Here is an 18,180-nt window from a genome sequence, read left to right as displayed (position 1 = left end):
CTGCCGTCACCTATTGTCCGAACCTCTATTGTCCGAGTCTTATTGTCCGAGTCTTGCCATCAAGGCGTCGATGCGTGGCTGGCCCCAGCGCTTGACCTCCGCCATGCTGGTCGCCTCGACGTCGACGCCTTCGCCCGGTCCGAGCACGACGGCCCGTCCGCGAGCCCTGCGGCTGACGCCGACACGTCCGTCGGCGACGAATACGGACGTCTTGCTGCCGTCGGCGGCATCGACGGCCCATCTCGTGCCGCGCACCGCGGCGATCGCCTGCGGCGTCAGCACCTTGAAGGGATTGCCGCGGGGCTTCTTGGGAACTTCGACCAGCAGTGCCTTGCTGCTCAACTCGACCGAGTCGATATGTCCGTCGCGGTTGGCGTCCTTAAGTTCAAATCTGGCGCCATTTTCCGCAACGATCGTGATGCCGTTGTCGCAGCGCCAAGTCTGCGTATGAGCGGTCTGCGTTCCCGCGGCCGACGGCGATGACGTGCAACCCGCGCCGGCAGGCTGCGCGACAGCCTGTCCGATCAACAAGAACGACGACGCCAGAGACCAAAATCCGGCGTGTGCGACCCTTCTCATGCCAGCCTCCATTGGCGTGCTCGGCACATTTCAAGGCAATCTTGATACGGTACCGTATCACGCGCAGAGGCTGCCGAAAAGTGCCGAGATGGGACCTATTTTGTCGCTGGGCTCTTTTCCAGATCGTGAGCAATCAACTCTGGGTCAGCGCGCCGTGTAGCGTGGGCGTTCGGCGCGCGATGAGACCGATGTCAGCCGGCGCATCGCGTGTCGCATCAGAGGAGTCCGCCAGCCTCGCGCAACGCTCCGTCGCTATGATCCGGCGGCGTTCAAGATCACGAAAAGGCCGTGGTTGGATGCGTCATGAGATGTGACCGGAGGGGGCAGATCATCGCGCCAAACCGGTCGAGAAATATGGTTAACAACTTCGTCTAAGTCCGTAATTCTGCGGACTTTTTCCCGAAATGGGACAGCCTTTGCGGGATGCCCCATATCCGCCCGAACTTAATCCGCATTTAACTAAAAGTCGCCTTAATGACGCTCCGACCCTCTGCGAGATGCAGTTCTCGGACCGTGACCAGCAGCGGCACTTCGAAGGGGGACTGAGTGACACCGTCCTGGACGCAAGGCGAATGAGTACGAGTATCGCTGCGCAAAGTAACGCGGCACGGAAGTCCAAGAAGAATTCTCGGAAGTCTTCCCGGAAAGTGACCACCCAGACCATCGTCGGCGCCGCCGCGATCGGCTGCCTCGTGCTGGGCGCCGGCTGGACCGTCTACAACAACGTCTTCGGCGCGAACGTCTATCCGACCGTTGGCACCGCCGGCTACGACGAGCCCGTGATCAAGCGTGCGCCGAAGGTCGCGCTGCGCGAGGCCGGCGAAGCGGTCAGGGAAGTTTTTGCGATGCTGCCCGATCGCGGGCGGGTGGTCACGCCGATGACCCGCGAAATGTTCAACGAGCGTTTTGCCGCCGCAGCCCCGCAGAGCGTGGCGTCCAACGCGGCGAGCGCGGCGCCGCAGGCGCCCGCCACGAACGTTGCCGACGCCAAGGAGACCGCGAAGCCCGCCGCGCCTGTGAAGGTCGCGGAAGCGCCGAAGGCGCAAGGCCCCGCCAAGATCGCAGACGCCGCAAAGGCCAAGCGCGGCGCAGATGCGCCGGTGCAGCTTGCCTCGGCCGAGCCGGCCGAGACCGCGCGCGTGCCAGAGGCGAAGCCCAAGTCTTTCGCCGATCGCGCGAAGGCGGCGGTGATGGCGATCACCGGGCCGCGGCAGTCGATGGTCGAGAAGCTCTGGGGCAAGCGCGAGCCGTCAGGCGGCCTGCTTGCTTACGCTTCAGCCGATGCGAGTGTGACCGCGAGCATCGCGCCGAAGGAGCAGAACCCGATGCTCGGCGGTGCGCCGCCCTATGACCGCGACACGGCGGTCTACGACATCACCGCCAAGACGGTGTATCTGCCCGACGGCACGAAGCTCGAGGCGCATTCCGGCCTCGGCTCGAATCTCGACGATCCGCACTCCTCGCGTGTCCGCATGCGCGGCGTGACGCCGCCGCACATCTATACGCTGAAGCCGCGCGAGGCGCTGTTCCACGGCGTACCGGCGTTGCGGCTGACGCCGATCGGCGGCGAGAACGCGATCTACGGCCGCGACGGCCTGCTCGCGCACACCTTCATGCTCGGACCCAACGGCGATTCCAACGGCTGCGTGTCGTTCCGCGACTACTCGGCCTTCCTTGATGCCTACCGCAACAGGGGCATCCGCAAGCTCGCCGTGCTCGCGCGGGTGGAGTGAGACCTTAAGCCGTCACTGTCTTGCGCAGCGCCATTTCGGTCGCAATCGCGTCCCGCACCGCGGGCCGCGCCTGCATGCGGGCGAGATAGCTGACCAGCGACGGCCATTGCGCAATGTCGACGCCTGCGGGACGGAGCAGCAGCAAGGCCCAGGTGAGATGCGCATCCGCAACGGTGAAGCGGTCGCTGACCAGGAATTCGCGCTCGGCGAGATGCGTGGCGGGCATCGATAGTGTCTGTCCGATTCTTGCACGCGGCTTCGCAAGCGACGCCTCGTCCTTGTACCAGAAGCTCGGAAACAGGAACGCCTTGTGGATCTCGGCGCCGATGAAGCTGAGCCACTCCTGCAGGCGATAGCGATCGGGATCGCCGGGCCGCGGCGCGAGACCGAGCTCAGGCTTCAAGTCGGCGATATATTGCAGCACCGCTGCGCTCTCGGTCAGCCGTTCGCCATTCTCCAGGACCAGCACCGGCACGGCGCCTTTTGGCGAAACGCTACGGAAGTCGCTGCCGTCGTCCACGACCTTCTTGGTCCAGAGATCGACGAGGTGATAGCGCGCCTCGATGCCAGCCTCCATCAACGCAATACGGCTTGCGAGCGAGCAGGCCATTGGCCGGAAGAAGAGCTGCAGCATGTGTTGATATGCTCCGTGTTCGGATTTGATCAGATCAACGCATCGCTGCGCGCGATGATGGCAAAGCGGTCAGACAGTTCGGCGAGTGCAACGTCATGAACGGTTCTGGCTGCGATCGTGCCGCCGCGGCCGTCAGGCAGGTCGCGCGTCGCGCAGGCATCCGAGGCAATCGTGGTGCGCAGACCGAGATCGAGCGCGGCGCGCGCGCTCGAGCTGACGCACATGTGGGTCATGAAACCCGCGATGACGATGTTCTTGCGCCCGGTCGCGGCAAGCCGTGCTTGCAGGTCAGTGCCGGCAAACGCATTCGGCAGCGCCTTTTCGATCACCGGCTCGGTTGCGAGCGGCGCCAGGCTCGCAATGATCGCGCCGCGCTCCGCCTCGCGGTCGAACAGGCCGCCCGATCGGCCCTTGTGCGCGATATGGAGGATCGCCGCACCGCTCTGCCGCGCGCGGGCCAACAGTTGCGCCGCGCGCGCGATGGCCGCCTCCGCATCGGGCAGCGCCAGCGGGCCTGCGCGATATTCGTTCTGGAGATCGATCAGGACGAGACAGCTCTCGCCGAGCCGGGGCAGGCTCAAATCAGCGCCGGCGAGTTCGAGCAGGGTCTTGGGAGCGGTCATGGTGAGGCTGCCTTTCGGTGACGTCAGATCGACAAAACCTAGCGCAGCTCCGGCCTGCTATTGTGCAGGAATATTGCAGCATATGGCTGCGAATTTGCAGGCGTGGCGCCGTGCGTGCTAAATGGCTGCATGAACTGGGACGATCTCCGCATCATCGCGGCCGTGCGGGAGGAGGGCACCTATGCCGGTGCCAGCGCACGGCTGCGCATCGATGAGACCACGGTCGGGCGCAGGCTCGCCCGGATCCAGCGCGACCTCGGCGTGCCCCTGTTCGAGGCGGTCGACGGATTGCGCCGGCCGACCCGCCATTGCGAAGCGGTGCTCGAGCACGTCAAGGCCATGGCGGCGCATATCGCCGCGATCGATCGCATCGGCGAGAGCGAGCCCGGTGCAGTCGGCCGCTTGCGTATCGCCTCCACCAATACGGTCGCCGAGGAGCTGCTGGCGCCGCGCGCGCAAGCTTTTCTGCGCGACAATCCCGGGCTGACGCTGCAATTCCTCACCTCGAGCGAGAATGTGAAATTCTCGCGCTGGCAGGCCGATCTGGCCATTCGCCTGCGCAAGCCCGACAAGGGCGATTTCACGATTTCGAAGCTCGCCGACGTGCGCCTGTATTTCTTCGAGCCGGCGGATCGGAGCGACATCGACCCGATCGTGTGCGGCTATCCGGACGAGCTCGACGCGATCCCCGAGGCGCAATTCTTGCGCGCGAAGCGGCTGAAGAATGCGCGCTGCGTCACCGACAACATCCGCGTCATGCGCACCCTGATCCAGTCGCATCAGGTGATCGGCGTGCTGCCCGAATACAGCTGCGAGGCGTTGCTCGTCGATCGCAGCCTGCGCGCCACCTTGCTTCCCCGGCGCCGCGACGTCTGGCTGCTGGTGCAAAACCACCTCAAGCGCGATCCCGCAACGCGTCTGACGATCGAGTGGGTGCGCTCCTGCTTCAAGGATTTCGCGAAAAGCTAACGGCTTCCGGCGACCAATCTCGCGGCTTCGCGCGCCGAATTCAAATTGTCGCAAGAATCACGCTTGCAATCGAGCTCGGCTTGCCTTATGAGCGCGCTCCTTCGCGTTGGCCATGTGTTCGGGCTCTCTGAGACCCGACTGGCGCGGGCCGGTCTCCGGTTTCGTGTTCCGCCGAACGAAGATGCAGGATGTAGCTCATGGAGAGCGTCGGGGTAAAATCCGAAGGCATCGGTTCGATTCCGATTTCTTGTACCAACCAAAGGATAGCTCAGTGGTAGAGCAGATGACGTTTAATCATCGTGACGCGGGTTCGAATCCCGCTCCAGCGCTCCGTTTCAGCCTAGAAAGCTGATTCCTCTGAAGGGGACCGGACGCGCGCTTCAGTCGCAGTCCGGCCGTTTTGCCGAAAGGCTTTCCGTCCGCACAACGACACTGTGAGACCGGCTTTGCGCCGCGGGTAGATACCGCTTGCGCCGATGCCGGGTGGCTCCGTGCGACCGCTCGACACACGTCGGGCGATTGCGCGCGTGCGCCCGTCATCACGCAAGCTCAAGCCCCGGCCCGCCGATTTCTCAGGAAGCGTCGTCCGCGTCCTCACGTCCTTTGCAAACGAAACCCGCCGTCCGGCCGCGTCTGGCCGGAGGGCAACATGATGGAGGCGTGCCATGAGCTGGCATTTGCTGATGCTGAACGTGACGGTGAAGGATGGCGAGCGTGCGTTGCTCACGCGCAACGGGCAGCTCGTGCGCGTGCTTGCGCCCGGTCGGCATCGCCTGTTCGATCCCCTGCACGAGCTGAAGGCTGAAGTGCTCGATGTGGTTCGCAGCGAATTCTCTGCGGATCGCTACGCGGTGCTGAAGGCCGCACGGCCTGATCTTGCCGCCGAGCTGTTCGAGGCGGTCGAGACCAAGGCGGACGAGATCGCCATCGTCAGCCTTGACGGACGGCCCGTGCACCTGATGACGCCCTGGCAGGTGCGTGTCTACTGGAAGGTCGCAACCCGCATCGATGTCGAGCGCATCGATGTGTCGCGCGATCCCCAGGTCGATGCGCGGCACCTGACCATGATCGAGCGCAATCGTTCGACCGTCGTGAGCGAGACGGTGGTCGAGAACCACGAGGCGGGCCTGCTCTATGTCGAGGGCCGGCTCGTGGAGCGGCTTGCGCCCGGCCGGCACGCCTTCTGGACCGTCGGCCGCAAGATCGAGGTGAAGCGCCTCGACCTGCGGCCCCAGGCGGTCGAGATCACCGCGCAGGAGATGCTGACCAAGGATCGCATCGCGCTGCGGGTGACGCTGACGGCGTTCCGCAGGATCGTCGATCCCGAGCGGACGGTTGCGACCGTGCCCGACGTGGATGCCTGGCTGTACCGCCTGGTGCAGTTCGCGATCCGCGAGGCGGTGGCGGGCCGAACGCTGGACGAGGTGCTGTCGGCGAAGGCGGCGCTGGATGCGGAGCTGCGCGACTATGTGCGCGCACGCGTCGCGGTATCCGGCGTCGAGGTCACCGAGCTCGGCGTCAAGGATGTGATCCTGCCCGGCGAAATCCGGGAGCTGGTGAACAAGGTGGTGGAGGCGGAGCGGGTCGCGAAGGCGAACCTGATCCGCCGGCAGGAAGAGACCGCGGCGACGCGTTCGCTTCTGAACACCGCCCGCCTGATGGAGGAGAACCCCCTGCTGCTGCGGCTCAAGGAGCTGGAGTCGCTGGAGCGGCTGGTCGAGAAGGTCGGCCGCATCGACCTCCATGCCGGTGACGGCGAGGGCCTCGATGCCCTGCTCACCCGGCTGGTGCGCCTGAAGGCGCCCGAGAGCGCGTGACGTCAGAAAGGCCGCCCACGGGCGGCCTTTCGTTTATCCGGTGAACGAAGTGCAGGGACACTGCGACCAAGGTGAGGCGAGTATTGAGTGCGCCGAGCCGCGCGACAGTCTCGACGCGTTCGAAGGTATCGCGGGCAGGATTATGACCACTCTTCAAGAATCCGTTCGTCCGAAGCCGCGATCCAGTGAATGGAAGGCGGTTCTGATCCTGATTCTGTTGATCCCGGTGCTGTGGTCGCCGCCGCTCGTGTTTCGCTTCTTCCTGTTCGAGCCGTTCAGCATCCCCTCCGGCTCGATGGCGCCGGCGCTGCTAACGGGCGATTACGTCCTCGCCAGCAAGTATGCCTATGGCTACGGCCGCTACTCCTTTCCCTATGCACTACCCTTGTTCTCGGGGCGCATCTCCGCATCCGATCCCGTGCGCGGCGACATCGTGGTGTTTCGCTCAGGGATGGATTCGAACGTCGACTACATCAAGCGCGTGGTGGGGCTGCCCGGCGACCGCATCCAGATGCAGGAGGGCGAGCTCGTCATCAACGACCGCCCGGTCGCGCGCGAGCGGTTGAAGGATTCCCCCAGCGCCAACGTGTGCGGCCTCGATCGCGCAAGAGTGAAGCGTTGGCGCGAGACGCTGCCGAACGGCGTGAGCTACGAGACCTATGACTGCATCGACAACGGCCTCTACGACAACACGCTCGTCTTCACCGTGCCGGCCGGCCACGTCTTCGTGCTCGGCGACAACAGGGACAGCTCGACCGACAGCCGCGTGATGACCTCGATCGGCTACGTGCCGATGGACAATCTCGTCGGCCGCGTCAGCCGCATCTTCTGGTCGATGGACGAGGACGGCGACCCGCGCATGGAGCGGTTCTGGAAGGTGGTGAGGTGAGGGGGCTGCAGCTCTCTCAGCTGTCATTCCGGGGCGCGCGAAGCGCGAGCTATGATGCGCAATTGCGCATCTGAGAATCCATAACCCCAGGCGCTTGCAATGGCCTAGTACGTCTACATCCTCGCGAGCAAGAAGCACGGCACGCTCAACATCGACGTGACCAACGACCTCGTACGCTGCGTTGGCGAGCACAAAACGAAAGCCGTTCCCGGCTTCACGACAAAGTACGGCGTCGACAAGCTCGTGCTGTTTGAGGTCTACGATGACGCAGCGATGCCATCGCGCGCGAGAAGGAGCTCAAGAAGTGGCGGCGCGATTGGAAGACGCGGCTGATCGAGGAGCAGAACCCGAACTGGGACGATCTCTATTCCGGGATAACCAACTGACGTTCGTGGTTATGGATTCTCAGATGCGCAATTGCGCATCATAGCTCGCGCTTCGCGCGCCCCGGAATGACGGGCGGAGAAAGTGCGCATAAAAACAAAAACCCCGGCATCGCTGCCGGGGTTTCGCATTTCTTGAGTTTGCCAGAACGGCTGGATCAGAAGTCCATGCCGCCCATGCCGCCGCCCGGGGGCATGGCGGGGCCGGCAGCGGCCTTCTTCGGCAGCTCGGCGACCATGGCCTCGGTGGTGATCAGCAGCGCCGCCACGGAGGAGGCGTTCTGGATCGCGGTGCGCACGACCTTGGTCGGGTCGATGATGCCCTTGGTGACGAGGTTGCCGTACTCGCCGGTCTGCGAGTCGAAGCCGTAGGCGTACTGATCCTTCTCGAGGATCTTGCCGACGATCACCGAACCGTCTTCGCCGGCGTTGATCGCGATCTGGCGAGCGGGCCAGGACAGCGCCTTGCGCACGATCTCGACGCCGGTCTTCTGGTCGTCGTTCTTGGTGCGGATGCCCTTGAGCTGCTCGGAAGCACGGAGCAGGGCGACGCCGCCGCCCGGGACAATGCCTTCCTCGACCGCGGCGCGGGTCGCGTGCATCGCGTCATCAACGCGATCCTTGCGCTCCTTGACCTCGACCTCGGTCGCGCCGCCGACGCGGATCACCGCGACGCCGCCGGCGAGCTTGGCGAGACGCTCCTGGAGCTTCTCACGGTCGTAGTCCGAGGTGGTCTCCTCGATCTGCGCCTTGATCTGGGCCACGCGCGCCTCGATGTCGGCCTTCTTGCCGGCGCCGTTGACGATCGTGGTGTTCTCCTTGTCGATCATCACCTTCTTGGCGCGGCCGAGCATGTTGAGCGTCACGTTCTCGAGCTTGATGCCGAGATCTTCCGAGATCGCCTGGCCGCCGGTCAGGATCGCGATGTCCTGCAGCATGGCCTTGCGGCGATCGCCGAAGCCCGGAGCCTTGACGGCCGCGACCTTCAGGCCGCCGCGCAGGCGGTTGACGACCAGGGTCGCGAGCGCCTCGCCTTCGACGTCCTCGGCGACGATGATCAGCGGCTTGCCGGTCTGCACCACGGCCTCGAGCAGCGGCAGCAGCTCGTTCAGCGAGGAGAGCTTCTTCTCGTTGATGAGGATGTAGGCGTCGTCCATCTCAACGCGCATCTTGTCGGCGTTGGTGACGAAGTAGGGAGAGATGTAGCCGCGGTCGAACTGCATGCCCTCGACGACGTCGAGCTCGGTCTCGAGCGACTTGGCTTCCTCGACGGTGATGACACCCTCGTTGCCGACCTTCTTCATGGCGTCGGAGAGGAACTTGCCGATCTCCTGGTCGCCATTGGCCGAGATGGTGCCGACCTGGGCAATCTCGTCGTTCGAGGTGACCTTCTTGGAGTTCTTCTGGAGGTCCGCGACGACGGCGTCGACGGCGAGGTCGATACCGCGCTTGAGGTCCATCGGGTTCATGCCGGCGGCAACCGCCTTGGCGCCTTCACGGACGATCGCAGCCGCGAGCACCGTCGCGGTGGTGGTGCCGTCGCCGGCCGCGTCAGCGGACTTGGAGGCGACTTCGCGCACCATCTGGGCGCCCATGTTCTCGAACTTGTCGTCGAGCTCGATCTCCTTGGCGACGGTGACGCCGTCCTTGGTGATGCGGGGAGCGCCGAACGACTTGTCGAGGACGACGTTGCGGCCCTTCGGACCGAGCGTGACCTTCACGGCGTTGGAGAGGATCTCGACGCCGCGCAGCATGCGGTCGCGGGCGTCGACGCCGAATTTCACTTCTTTGGCTGACATATTGGTTTCCCTGAGTTGTCTTGGTCTCATCTCACCCTTGGCGAGGCGCCCGGCAGGCGCTCCTCAGGGGTGAGCGGTGCGAGCGGTTGAATTAGGCGGCCTTCTTCTTCGAAGCGGGAGCTTCGAGCACGCCCATGATGTCGCTTTCCTTCATGATCAACAGGTCCTGGCCGTCGATCTTGACCTCGGTGCCCGACCATTTGCCGAACAGCACGCGGTCGCCGACCTGGACGTCGATCGGGATCAGCTTGCCGCTCTCGTCGCGGCCGCCGGGGCCAACGGCGATCACTTCGCCCTGCGAGGGCTTTTCCTTGGCCGTATCGGGAATGATGATGCCGCCAGCGGTCTTCTCTTCTGCGTCGATGCGCTTGACCACGACGCGGTCGTGAAGCGGACGGAATTTCATGCAGTCCTCCTAAGCATTTGCACGAGATGGAGATTTTTGGGTTGTTAGCAGTCGATGCCCGCGAGTGCTACGCAGGCAAAATGGAGATAGGACAGGTTTTTTACGGGAGCAAGGGCTTCTAGCAGAAAAATCAGCACTCAGAAGGCCTGTCTGCCAAAAACATTTACCATCGTTAACCGGGCCTCGCCGGCTATTAGCAGGCGCCGCGATCTGCTGCTAAAGCATTGAATTTCAACAACTTGTTAAACTTTTGGGCTTGAGATGGGGTGGCAGTGTGCGTCACATTTCTCTCATGTGAGCGCATCGTTTCCGGGTGGCTCTTTAGGGCAGTCCGAGTAGGCCACCCCTTGAATATGCGCTCCTGAAAAGGAGGCTGGCATGGGCTTGCGGGTTGGGGGCGTTTCCGACGACCTCCGGAAACAGTTGCTGGGTTACGGGCTGACGACGGCGCAAATTCTTTACCGGATGCCGGATCATCCTTCGCTGCTCCAGACCTACATCTGGCAGAACTACGATCTGTTTCCGAAATTCCCGGCGCTGACGGATTTCCTCGCCTTCTGGGAGGAGAAGCTCGACGGCCCCCTCTATTCGGTGACGGTGGCGCATTCCAAGCTGATCAAGCCGGCCGAACTGCGCGCGGTCGACGGCGTGTTCAGGCTGCATTGACGGCTTGGACGGATCTGTAGGGTGGGCAAAGCGAAGCGTGCCCACCTCTTTGGTCGCCACGGCGCAGAAGTGGTGGGCACGTCGCTTGCGCTTCTTTGCCCACCCTACGGTTTTGAGAATTCGTGCTAGCCTTTGCCTCCAGAACAAGAATGGGAGGAGGCCATGGCCAAACGGAAGGTGACCTCGCGCAGCGCGGCGCAATCGGCGGTGAAGAAGAAGTGGCACGGCAACAAGGTCGCTACGCGATCTTCAGCCCGCAAGGCGGTGAAGGCAAAAGCTCGCACCACACCTGCGAAAACACGCGCCCGGCCCAAGCAACGCATCGCCGTCAGCCATCACCGTGAGGAGGATTTCAAAGCCGACGGCCTGCGCACCTACGCGCATTATCGCGATCTCGGCATTGCCGCGGCAACGCACGGTCTCGCGCAGGCCCACGTCATCCGCCTGCTGCCGCCCTGCAATCCGGCCGAGGTGTCAAAGCTCCACTATCACGACGTCGAATTCCAGATGGTCTACGTGCTCAAGGGCTGGGTGAAGACCTACATGGACGGCCAGGGCGAAACGCTGATGAAAGCCGGCAGTGCCTGGACGCAGCCGCCGAAGATCAAGCACATGATCCTCGACTATTCCGACGACGTGGAATTGCTGGAGATCATCCTGCCGGCCGAGTTCAAGACGGTGGAGATCACGGCGTAAGCGCGCCAGGAATTCCGCCGTCATTGCGAGCGAAGCGAAGCAATCCAGAAATGTATCCGCGGATGCACTCTGGATTGCTTCGTCGCTTCGCTCCTCGCAATGACGGGCGGAGAGAGCCTAATTCAGCACCCCCACGATCGCGCCCATCAGGCACGTCGTCAGTGTGCCCGACACGATCGACTTCAGCCCAAGCGCGTTGATCTCATCACGGCGCTCCGGAGCCATGACGCCGAGGCCGCCGATCATGATGCCGAGGCTCGCGAAATTGGCGAAGCCGCACATCGCATAGAGCATGATCAGGCGCGAGCGCGCATCGAGCGCGTCGGGGGCGAGTCTTGACAGATCGACATAGGCGATCAGCTCGTTGAGCACCGTCTTGGTGCCCATCAGGCTGCCGGCGGTGACGGCCTGGTCCCATGGCAGCCCCATCAGCCAGCACACCGGCGCCATCACGAGCCCCAGCACCCGCTGCAGCGAGATCGCGGTGCCGCCGACATTGGGCAACAGGCCGAGCACCGCATTGGCAAGATAGACCAGCGCCACCAGCACGATCAGCATGGCGACGATGTTGAGCAGCAGCTCGAGCCCCGCGGAGGTGCCCTTGACGATCGCATCCATCGTACCGGAGGCGTGCATGTCAGGGTCTTCGAGCGAGCCGCCGGTGAGCCGGTCACCGGTCTCCGGCACCATGATCAGGCTGATCAGGATTGCGCCCGGCGCGCCGAGCACGGAGGCGATGACGAAATGCGCGGCCGCATCCGGGATCAGCGGCGCAAGCAGCGTCGCATAGAGCACCAGCACGGTGCCGGCGATGCCGGCCATGCCGCCGGTCATCACCAGGAACAATTCGCTGCGCGTCATCTGCGCCAGATACGGACGCACGAACAGCGGCGCTTCCACCATGCCGAGGAAGATGTTCGCCGCGGTCGACAGCCCGACTGCGCCGCCGACCCCCAGCGTGCGCTCGAGCAGCCACGCCATGCCGCGCACGATCGGGGGCAGCACGCGCCAATAGAACAACAGCGTCGTCAGCACGCTCATGACGAGCACGATCGGCAGCGCCTGGAAGGCGAGGATGAAGTCGGCGCCGGGTGCCTTGAGGTCGAAGGGCAGGGGGCCGCCGCCGACATAGCCGAACACGAACGACGTGCCGGCGCGCGAGGCCGCCGAGATCGCCCCGACCGCGTCGTTGATGGCGCCGAAAGCATGCGCGACGAATGGCAGCTTGAGCAGGACGATCGCGGTGAGGAAGGTCACGACGAGGCCGATTCCCGCCTGGCGCAGCGATACCGCGCGACGGTTCTCCGCCAGCGCGAAGGCGATCAACAGCAATGCGAAAACGCCGAGTGCCGATTGCAGTCGCAGCATGATGTCCCCAATCCCGCAATGATTATGGCAGCCGGGCCGTCGTAAAGGCAATGCCGGGCGCGCCGGAGCCGACCGGTTGTTGACAAGACCTCCGGCCTCAGTCACGCGTCAACGTCAACACCAGCCGCGCGGGGCGCCACGGGCCTCGCTCAAGAGCAGCCAATGTCCGCGAACCCGCCGGTCAGAGCCGGCGAACTCATCAAGCACCCGCCATTCCTCTTCTTCCTGCTCTCGCGCAGTCTGTCGCGTTTTTCCAGCCAGATCGCGGCGGTTGCGATCGGCTGGCAGATCTACGATCTCACGGGTTCGGCCTTTGCGCTGGGCCTGGTCGGGCTGGTGCAGTTCCTCCCCACAGCGCTGTTGGTGTTCGTCGCCGGCCACGCCGCCGACCGCTTCGAGCGCAAGCGCGTCGTCCAGCTCTGCCAGCTCGCGGAAGCCGCCACCGCGCTCTATCTCGCCGCGAGCACATATCTCGGCGCGATCGGCGAGGTGCAGATCTTCGTCGCGACCTTCGCGCTCGGCATCGCCGGCGCGTTCGAAAGCCCGACCACCGCGGCACTGCTGCCGCTGATCGCGCCGCAGGGCTCGCTCCAGCGGGCGACTGCGATTGCCAGCGGCGCGGGGCAGGTCGCGACCATCACCGGACCGGCGCTCGGCGGCTTCGCCTATGCGGTCGCGCCGCACTTCGCCTATGCCGTGATGGTGCTGTTCTGGGTTCTGGGCATGATCCTGACCGGTTTCATCCAGCCGGGCCCGCAGGCGACCGCCAGGGGCGCGGCGGACGATGACATCTTTGCCGGCGTGCGTTTCATCCGCTCCAATCCGGCGATCCTCGGCACCATCTCGCTCGATCTGTTCGCGGTGCTGTTTGGCGGCGTCACCGCGCTGTTGCCGATCTATGCCCGCGATATACTCCAGGCCGGCCCTCTCGGTCTGGGCGTCCTGCGCGCCGCGCCTGCGGTCGGCGCCCTGATGATGACCATGGTGCTGGCACGTCACGCCATTGCTCGTCACGTCGGCATCAGGATGTTTCAGGCGGTGATCGTGTTCGGTATCGGTACCGTCGTGTTCGCGCTGTCGCAGTGGATGTGGCTCTCGGTGCTGGCGCTCGCGGTGCTGGGCGCGGCCGATACGATCAGCGTCGTGATCCGTTTTTCACTGGTGCAGCTCGCAACGCCCGACGAGATGCGCGGCCGCGTCGGCGCGGTCAACTTCCTCTTCATCAACGCCTCGAACCAACTCGGCCAGTTCGAGAGCGGGCTCACCGCCGCGCTGTTCGGCGCGATGCCCGCCGCCGTGCTCGGCGGCATCGGCACCATCGCGGTCGCGCTGCTATGGATGAAGCTGTTCCCGAGCCTGCGGAAAGTGGAGCGGCTGGAGTAAAATGATACCGTCGGCGCCGCTGCGCCTACTGTGCATGGGGTTGTTTTCGGTTTTTTGAGAGCAGGGGCGACGCTCTCCCCGCAATGCGGGGAGAGCGAGAGACAGAGTTAGCCGCGTCCCACGAACGGCATCTTGGTCGCCATGACCGTCATGAACAGCACGTTGGCGTCTAACGGCAGGCCGGCCATGTAGGCGACGGCATCGCCGACCGCATTCGCGTCCATGCGCGGCTCGTGCTTCGTCGTGCCATCGGGCTGCAACACGCCGGGACCGTTGACCATGCGGTCGGTCATGGGGGTGGCGGCATTGCCGATGTCGACCTGGCCGACCGCGATGTCATAGGCGCGGCCGTCGAGGTTGGAAGCCCTGGTAAGGCCCGTGATCGCGTGCTTGGTCGAGGTATAGGCGGCCGAGAACGGCCGCGGCGCGTGCGCGGAGATCGAGCCGTTGTTGATGATGCGGCCGCCGCGCGGGTTCTGGTCCTTCATGATGCGGAAGGCGTGCTGGGTGCAGAGGAAGGGGCCGGTGAGGTTGGTGTTCACCACCGCCTGCCACTGCTCGAGGCTGAGATCCTCGAAGTTCACGGGAGGCGCGCCCATGCCGGCATTGTTGAAGAGCACGTCGAGCCGGCCATAGGTGTCCTTGACCTTGGTGAACAGCGCGGCGATCGAGCCGGGGTTGGTCATGTCGGCGGAGACGCAGAGGCTCTTGCCTGCGGGGCCGAGCTTTGCGGTCTCCTCGAGCATCTCGAGCCGGCGTCCGGTCAGCACCACGGTGAAGCCGGCGTTCATCAGCGCCAGTGCGGCTGCGCGTCCGACACCGGTGCCGGCGCCGGTCACCACTGCGATCTTTTTCGCTTCACTCATCGTTTCCTGCCTTTTCTTCTCTGTCAGGTTTTGGGTTCTTTGTCGTTCTTGTAGGGCGGCCGCGGAATGTTCTGATGCGCGGCGCGCAAGGCCGCCGACCAGCGCGAGCGCAGGTCGTGGAAATAGGGCTCGCCGGCCTCGATGCGGTGGTTGAGGTCGGCGTCGCAGGCATCGGTGCGAGCCACCAGCACGTCGATCGGAAGGCCCACGCCGAGATTGGAGCGCATGGTCGAATCCATCGAGATCAGGCCGGTCTTCAGCGCCTCATAGAGCTCGATATCGTAATGCATCGCGCGGTCGAGCACCGGCTTGCCGTATTTATGCTCGCCGATCTGAAGGTACGGCGTGTCGGTGGTGCACTCGATGAAGTTGCCAGCCGGATAGACCATGAACAATCGCATCCGCGAGCCCTTGATCTGGCCGCCGAACAGGAACGAGACGTCGAAATTGATGTCCTCGGCCTTGAGCGGCGCAGCCTCGGTGGCGTGCACTTCGCGGATCGCACGGCCGATGCGCTGTGCCGCCTGGAACATGGTCGGCGCGTTCATCAGCGTCTCGATGTCGCCCGTGTCGGGATCCTCCATACCCTCGGTCAGCGTCGACAGCACGGACTGGCTGATCGCGAGATTTCCGGCGCTGGCGACCGCCATGATGCGATCGCCGGGCTTGGAGAAGATGTGCAGCTTGCGGAAGGTCGAGACGTTGTCCAGCCCCGCATTGGTCCGGGTGTCGGCGATCATGACCAGACCTTCCCGAACCAGGATTCCGCAGCAATAGGTCATTTCTGTCCCCGAACGCGAACAAGTTGCGCAAGACTAGTAGCCAATTTCGCGTGGCCCTCCAACCCATTTCCCCGCCCGCGGCCCCGTGAAACCTTTCCTTGGCGCGCGCCGTAGCAACCCGCTAGAAGGCAGGTGAGGGACGAGGGAGCGGGCGATGAGAAAGCTGGTGATCGGCAGCCTGATTGCGGCTGTGCTGGGCATGACGAGCTCTGCGGCCATGGCCGGCCCGTGGGAGGACGGCATGGCTGCCTACAACCGCGGCGATTATGTGCCGGCGATCCACGTGTTCCGCGGCATGGCGAAGGCCGGCAATGCAAAGGCACAAGCCATGCTGGGCGCGATGTATCAGCGCGGGCAGGGTGTGACGAAAAGCTCGGCGCACGCCTTCATGTGGCTGAGCCTGGCTGCTTCCCGCGGTGATGCCACGGCCAAGGCGGAGCTCAGGACCGTCTCCGCGACGATGACGCCGGAAGACACGGCGCGCGCGAAAGAGATGATGCAGGCCTGCGAGACGTCCGACTACAGGAATTGCGAGTACTGATTTCCAGCGCCGTCATTCCGGGGCGATGCGAAGCATCGAACCCGGAATCCCGAGATTGGGGCGCGAGATTCCGGGCTCGCGCCAAGAGGCGCGCCCCGGAATGACGAGCTAGACAACTATCCCTGCCACTGCGATTGCGACTGTCCGGAACGTCCGGCCTGATCCACCTTCACCGCGACCGTCAGCGTCTCCGCGCCGCCGCCATAGCGGGTACCGCGCACCGGGGCGGCGCCGAGATAGTCGAGCCCGATCGCGACGCGGACATGGGCATCGGTCGAGCAGATGCAGTTGGCGGGATCGAAGCCGACCCAACCCAAATCAGGCACGAAGGCTTCCGCCCAGGCATGGCCGGCGTCCTGGTGGACGGTGCCGTCCGAGCGCAGGAAATGGCCGGAGACGAAGCGCGCCGGCACGCCGGCTGTGCGGGCGCAGGCGATGAAGATGTGCGCATAGTCCTGGCAGACGCCGCGCTTGAGCGTGAACGCCTCGACCGCCGAGGTGCCGCTGTTGGTCGGGTCCTCGTCGAACGTCATGTGCTCGCTGACCTCCGACATCAGCGCGTGCAGGAATCCGAGCGTGTCGCTCTCGGCTTCGCTGCGCAATTGGCGCGCGAAGCTCGCCATCGCCGGATTGACCGCGGTGAGCTCGGTCGAGCGCAGGAACAGCCCCGACGGAAAGCGCTCGTCGGCGCCGCGCAGCACGCCGCCGGTGTCGTGGGTCTCGATCAGGCCTTCGGCGCTGATCTTGATGTCGGCGACGGGGCCACAGGACAGCACATGGGTGACGTTGCCGAAGGCGTCCTCGTGCATGTCGAGCTTGGTGTCGGTGGAGACGTCGATCTGCCATTCCGCCACATATTGCCCGTCATGGCTGCCGGGCGTCATGCGCAGGATCTGGATCACGCTCGTTGCCGCCGGCTCGTAGCGATAGGTCGTGGTGTGCTGGATTCGCAGGCGCATGGTGTTTTGATTCCGTCATTCCGGGGCGGTCCGCAGGACCGAGCTATGGTGCGCAATTGCGCCCCAGAGAATCTCGAGATTCCGGGTTCGCGCTGCGCGCGCCCCGGAATGACGAGGGCTGAGGTGGGTCCCTGTTCGGCTAAATCAAATACTGCTTCGTGACGATTTCGCCCAGCCTTGAATTGTCGGCGATGAATTCCTGAATGAATTCATGCACGCCGTGCTGGAAAATGTCGTTCATGTTGGAGTGTTCCAGCCGGTTGCGGATGCCGCGGGCGTGGCGCTGGGCCGGGCCCTGGCGGCCATAGGCGACGCCGATCTGGTCGAGATTGCGCACGAGATTGCCGTAGCAGCTCGCCAGCGACCGCGGCAGCGTGTCGTTGAGGATCAAGAGGTCCGCGATCAGCCAGGGTTTCAACGTTTCGCGATAGACCCAGTGATAGGCGGTGAGCGCCGAGACCGAACGCAGGATCGAGCTCCACTGATAGAAGTCGAGCGGGCCGCCGACGTGTTCCTCCTCCGGCAGCAGCAGGTGGTACTTGACGTCGAGAATGCGCGCCGTGTTGTCGGCGCGTTCCAGATGCAGGCCAAGCCGCGAGAACCAGTAGGCATCGTTGCGCAGCATGGTCCGGTAGGCCGAGCCGTCGAACCGCAGCGATGTCTCCTGCACGAAGCGCAGGAATTTTGCCAGGTCCTCGCGCGTCGAGGCGCCCTTGCTCCAGACGGCCTGGAGCTCGATCCAGGCCGAGTTGATGGTGTCCCACATCTCGCTGGTCAGCGCAGTGCGCACCGAGCGCGAGTTCAGCCGCGCCGCTTCGATGCAGTTCCTGATCGAGGACGGGTTGGTCGAAGAGAACGAGAGATAGTCGATGACGTTGTGCTCGTTGGCTTCCTCATAGTTCTGATAGAAGCTTGCGGCGACGCCGGCGGTGAGCAGCGCCGAGTCCCATTCGTTAGTCTTGCCGACATAGGTTGCCGGCAGAGCGGTGACACGCAGCGTCGCATCGATGGTGCGCGCGAGATATTCGGCGCGCTCGACATAACGGGCGAGCCAGTAGAGGTTTTCGGCGGTACGCGACAGCATTCT

18 protein-coding genes, 2 tRNA genes and 1 pseudogene are annotated in these 18,180 nt (G+C 64.3%); 11 read left to right on the top strand and 10 right to left on the bottom strand.

The window, feature by feature from the left end:
• Positions 1–39: 39 nt before the first annotated feature.
• Positions 40–579, bottom strand: coding sequence for a FecR domain-containing protein (locus tag Q2941_RS13480; RefSeq protein WP_027525290.1), 540 nt, complete (start codon positions 577–579; stop codon positions 40–42).
• A gap of 572 nt (positions 580–1,151) precedes the next feature.
• Here Q2941_RS13480 and Q2941_RS13475 point away from each other — a divergent pair.
• Complete coding sequence (locus Q2941_RS13475; RefSeq protein WP_371260508.1) at positions 1,152–2,312, top strand: DUF2778 domain-containing protein; 1,161 nt, start codon at positions 1,152–1,154, stop codon at positions 2,310–2,312.
• 4 nt (positions 2,313–2,316) lie between these two features.
• Here Q2941_RS13475 and Q2941_RS13470 read toward each other — a convergent pair whose 3' ends face one another.
• Both Q2941_RS13470 and Q2941_RS13465 read right to left on the bottom strand, forming a co-directional pair.
• Positions 2,317–2,946, bottom strand: a complete 630-nt coding sequence (locus Q2941_RS13470; RefSeq protein WP_027525288.1) for a glutathione binding-like protein — start codon at positions 2,944–2,946, stop codon at positions 2,317–2,319.
• Between the two features lie 29 nt (positions 2,947–2,975).
• A complete protein-coding gene (locus Q2941_RS13465; protein WP_027525287.1) occupies positions 2,976–3,569 on the bottom strand; it encodes a cysteine hydrolase family protein in 594 nt (197 codons plus the stop codon).
• Between the two features lie 129 nt (positions 3,570–3,698).
• On the opposite strand from Q2941_RS13465, the gene Q2941_RS13460 reads away from it, so the two are divergent.
• From Q2941_RS13460 to Q2941_RS13435, 6 genes and pseudogenes are all read left to right on the top strand, one after another.
• A complete protein-coding gene (locus Q2941_RS13460) occupies positions 3,699–4,538 on the top strand; it encodes a LysR family transcriptional regulator (RefSeq protein WP_458192773.1) in 840 nt (279 codons plus the stop codon).
• Between the two features lie 183 nt (positions 4,539–4,721).
• Positions 4,722–4,793 (top strand) — tRNA-Leu (locus Q2941_RS13455).
• Between the two features lie 6 nt (positions 4,794–4,799).
• Positions 4,800–4,863: transfer RNA gene (locus tag Q2941_RS13450), tRNA-Lys, on the top strand.
• Between the two features lie 340 nt (positions 4,864–5,203).
• Positions 5,204–6,355, top strand: a complete 1,152-nt coding sequence (locus Q2941_RS13445; protein ID WP_458192772.1) for a slipin family protein — start codon at positions 5,204–5,206, stop codon at positions 6,353–6,355.
• 142 nt (positions 6,356–6,497) lie between these two features.
• A complete protein-coding gene (lepB, locus tag Q2941_RS13440) occupies positions 6,498–7,244 on the top strand; it encodes a signal peptidase I (protein WP_458192771.1) in 747 nt (248 codons plus the stop codon).
• A gap of 117 nt (positions 7,245–7,361) precedes the next feature.
• Positions 7,362–7,630 (top strand): annotated as a pseudogene (locus Q2941_RS13435) (GIY-YIG nuclease family protein).
• A gap of 155 nt (positions 7,631–7,785) precedes the next feature.
• On the opposite strand, the gene groL reads toward Q2941_RS13435, so the two are convergent.
• Together groL and groES are read right to left on the bottom strand one after the other, a co-directional pair.
• Complete coding sequence (gene groL / locus Q2941_RS13430; RefSeq protein ID WP_458192770.1) at positions 7,786–9,426, bottom strand: chaperonin GroEL; 1,641 nt, start codon at positions 9,424–9,426, stop codon at positions 7,786–7,788.
• Between the two features lie 91 nt (positions 9,427–9,517).
• Positions 9,518–9,832 (bottom strand): co-chaperone GroES, encoded by a 315-nt coding sequence (gene groES / locus Q2941_RS13425; protein ID WP_212407848.1) that lies wholly within the window; start codon positions 9,830–9,832, stop codon positions 9,518–9,520.
• 378 nt (positions 9,833–10,210) lie between these two features.
• On the opposite strand from groES, the gene Q2941_RS13420 reads away from it, so the two are divergent.
• On the top strand, positions 10,211–10,498 hold the full coding sequence (locus Q2941_RS13420) for an usg protein (RefSeq protein WP_027526399.1): 288 nt from the start codon (positions 10,211–10,213) through the stop codon (positions 10,496–10,498).
• A gap of 162 nt (positions 10,499–10,660) precedes the next feature.
• Positions 10,661–11,194, top strand: a complete 534-nt coding sequence (locus Q2941_RS13415; protein ID WP_027526400.1) for a cupin domain-containing protein — start codon at positions 10,661–10,663, stop codon at positions 11,192–11,194.
• A gap of 117 nt (positions 11,195–11,311) precedes the next feature.
• On the opposite strand, the gene Q2941_RS13410 is transcribed toward Q2941_RS13415, so the two are convergent.
• Positions 11,312–12,562, bottom strand: a complete 1,251-nt coding sequence (locus Q2941_RS13410; protein ID WP_458192769.1) for a NupC/NupG family nucleoside CNT transporter — start codon at positions 12,560–12,562, stop codon at positions 11,312–11,314.
• A gap of 162 nt (positions 12,563–12,724) precedes the next feature.
• Between Q2941_RS13410 and Q2941_RS13405 the strand changes: the two genes are divergently transcribed.
• Positions 12,725–13,945, top strand: coding sequence for an MFS transporter (locus Q2941_RS13405; protein WP_458192768.1), 1,221 nt, complete (start codon positions 12,725–12,727; stop codon positions 13,943–13,945).
• Between the two features lie 107 nt (positions 13,946–14,052).
• Here Q2941_RS13405 and Q2941_RS13400 read toward each other — a convergent pair whose 3' ends face one another.
• Both Q2941_RS13400 and Q2941_RS13395 read right to left on the bottom strand, forming a co-directional pair.
• Positions 14,053–14,811 carry an SDR family oxidoreductase gene (locus tag Q2941_RS13400; protein ID WP_027526403.1) on the bottom strand — a complete coding sequence of 253 codons (759 nt, stop codon included), beginning with the start codon at positions 14,809–14,811 and terminating at the stop codon, positions 14,053–14,055.
• 23 nt (positions 14,812–14,834) lie between these two features.
• Entirely contained in the window at positions 14,835–15,593 is a 759-nt protein-coding gene (locus Q2941_RS13395) for a proteasome-type protease (RefSeq protein ID WP_458192767.1), read from the bottom strand.
• Between the two features lie 154 nt (positions 15,594–15,747).
• On the opposite strand from Q2941_RS13395, the gene Q2941_RS13390 reads away from it, so the two are divergent.
• The gene (locus tag Q2941_RS13390) at positions 15,748–16,134 is read left to right on the top strand and encodes an SEL1-like repeat protein (RefSeq protein ID WP_458192766.1); all 387 of its coding nucleotides are present in this window, start codon (positions 15,748–15,750) and stop codon (positions 16,132–16,134) included.
• Positions 16,135–16,250: 116 nt separating this feature from the next.
• On the opposite strand, the gene Q2941_RS13385 is transcribed toward Q2941_RS13390, so the two are convergent.
• Together Q2941_RS13385 and Q2941_RS13380 are read right to left on the bottom strand one after the other, a co-directional pair.
• Entirely contained in the window at positions 16,251–17,093 is an 843-nt protein-coding gene (locus Q2941_RS13385; RefSeq protein ID WP_027526406.1) for a transglutaminase family protein, read from the bottom strand.
• Positions 17,094–17,232: 139 nt separating this feature from the next.
• Positions 17,233–18,177: an alpha-E domain-containing protein gene (locus Q2941_RS13380; protein WP_458192765.1), complete on the bottom strand. Its 945-nt coding sequence runs from the start codon at positions 18,175–18,177 to the stop codon at positions 17,233–17,235.
• Positions 18,178–18,180 lie beyond the last annotated feature (3 nt).

Source organism: Bradyrhizobium sp. UFLA05-153 (genome assembly GCF_054185185.1).
Note: the sequence above shows the minus strand (reverse complement) of the source record. Positions and strands in the feature narration are given on the sequence as shown.

Coding starts and splice junctions, on each gene's coding strand:
- Q2941_RS13480 (WP_027525290.1), bottom strand. CDS start 579: ATGAGAAGGGTCGCACACGCCGGATTTTGGTCTCTGGCGTCGTCGTTC.
- Q2941_RS13475 (WP_371260508.1), top strand. CDS start 1,152: ATGAGTACGAGTATCGCTGCGCAAAGTAACGCGGCACGGAAGTCCAAG.
- Q2941_RS13470 (WP_027525288.1), bottom strand. CDS start 2,946: ATGCTGCAGCTCTTCTTCCGGCCAATGGCCTGCTCGCTCGCAAGCCGT.
- Q2941_RS13465 (WP_027525287.1), bottom strand. CDS start 3,569: ATGACCGCTCCCAAGACCCTGCTCGAACTCGCCGGCGCTGATTTGAGC.
- Q2941_RS13460 (WP_458192773.1), top strand. CDS start 3,699: ATGAACTGGGACGATCTCCGCATCATCGCGGCCGTGCGGGAGGAGGGC.
- Q2941_RS13445 (WP_458192772.1), top strand. CDS start 5,204: ATGAGCTGGCATTTGCTGATGCTGAACGTGACGGTGAAGGATGGCGAG.
- lepB (WP_458192771.1), top strand. CDS start 6,498: ATGACCACTCTTCAAGAATCCGTTCGTCCGAAGCCGCGATCCAGTGAA.
- groL (WP_458192770.1), bottom strand. CDS start 9,426: ATGTCAGCCAAAGAAGTGAAATTCGGCGTCGACGCCCGCGACCGCATG.
- groES (WP_212407848.1), bottom strand. CDS start 9,832: ATGAAATTCCGTCCGCTTCACGACCGCGTCGTGGTCAAGCGCATCGAC.
- Q2941_RS13420 (WP_027526399.1), top strand. CDS start 10,211: ATGGGCTTGCGGGTTGGGGGCGTTTCCGACGACCTCCGGAAACAGTTG.
- Q2941_RS13415 (WP_027526400.1), top strand. CDS start 10,661: ATGGCCAAACGGAAGGTGACCTCGCGCAGCGCGGCGCAATCGGCGGTG.
- Q2941_RS13410 (WP_458192769.1), bottom strand. CDS start 12,562: ATGCTGCGACTGCAATCGGCACTCGGCGTTTTCGCATTGCTGTTGATC.
- Q2941_RS13405 (WP_458192768.1), top strand. CDS start 12,725: ATGTCCGCGAACCCGCCGGTCAGAGCCGGCGAACTCATCAAGCACCCG.
- Q2941_RS13400 (WP_027526403.1), bottom strand. CDS start 14,811: ATGAGTGAAGCGAAAAAGATCGCAGTGGTGACCGGCGCCGGCACCGGT.
- Q2941_RS13395 (WP_458192767.1), bottom strand. CDS start 15,593: ATGACCTATTGCTGCGGAATCCTGGTTCGGGAAGGTCTGGTCATGATC.
- Q2941_RS13390 (WP_458192766.1), top strand. CDS start 15,748: ATGAGAAAGCTGGTGATCGGCAGCCTGATTGCGGCTGTGCTGGGCATG.
- Q2941_RS13385 (WP_027526406.1), bottom strand. CDS start 17,093: ATGCGCCTGCGAATCCAGCACACCACGACCTATCGCTACGAGCCGGCG.
- Q2941_RS13380 (WP_458192765.1), bottom strand. CDS start 18,177: ATGCTGTCGCGTACCGCCGAAAACCTCTACTGGCTCGCCCGTTATGTC.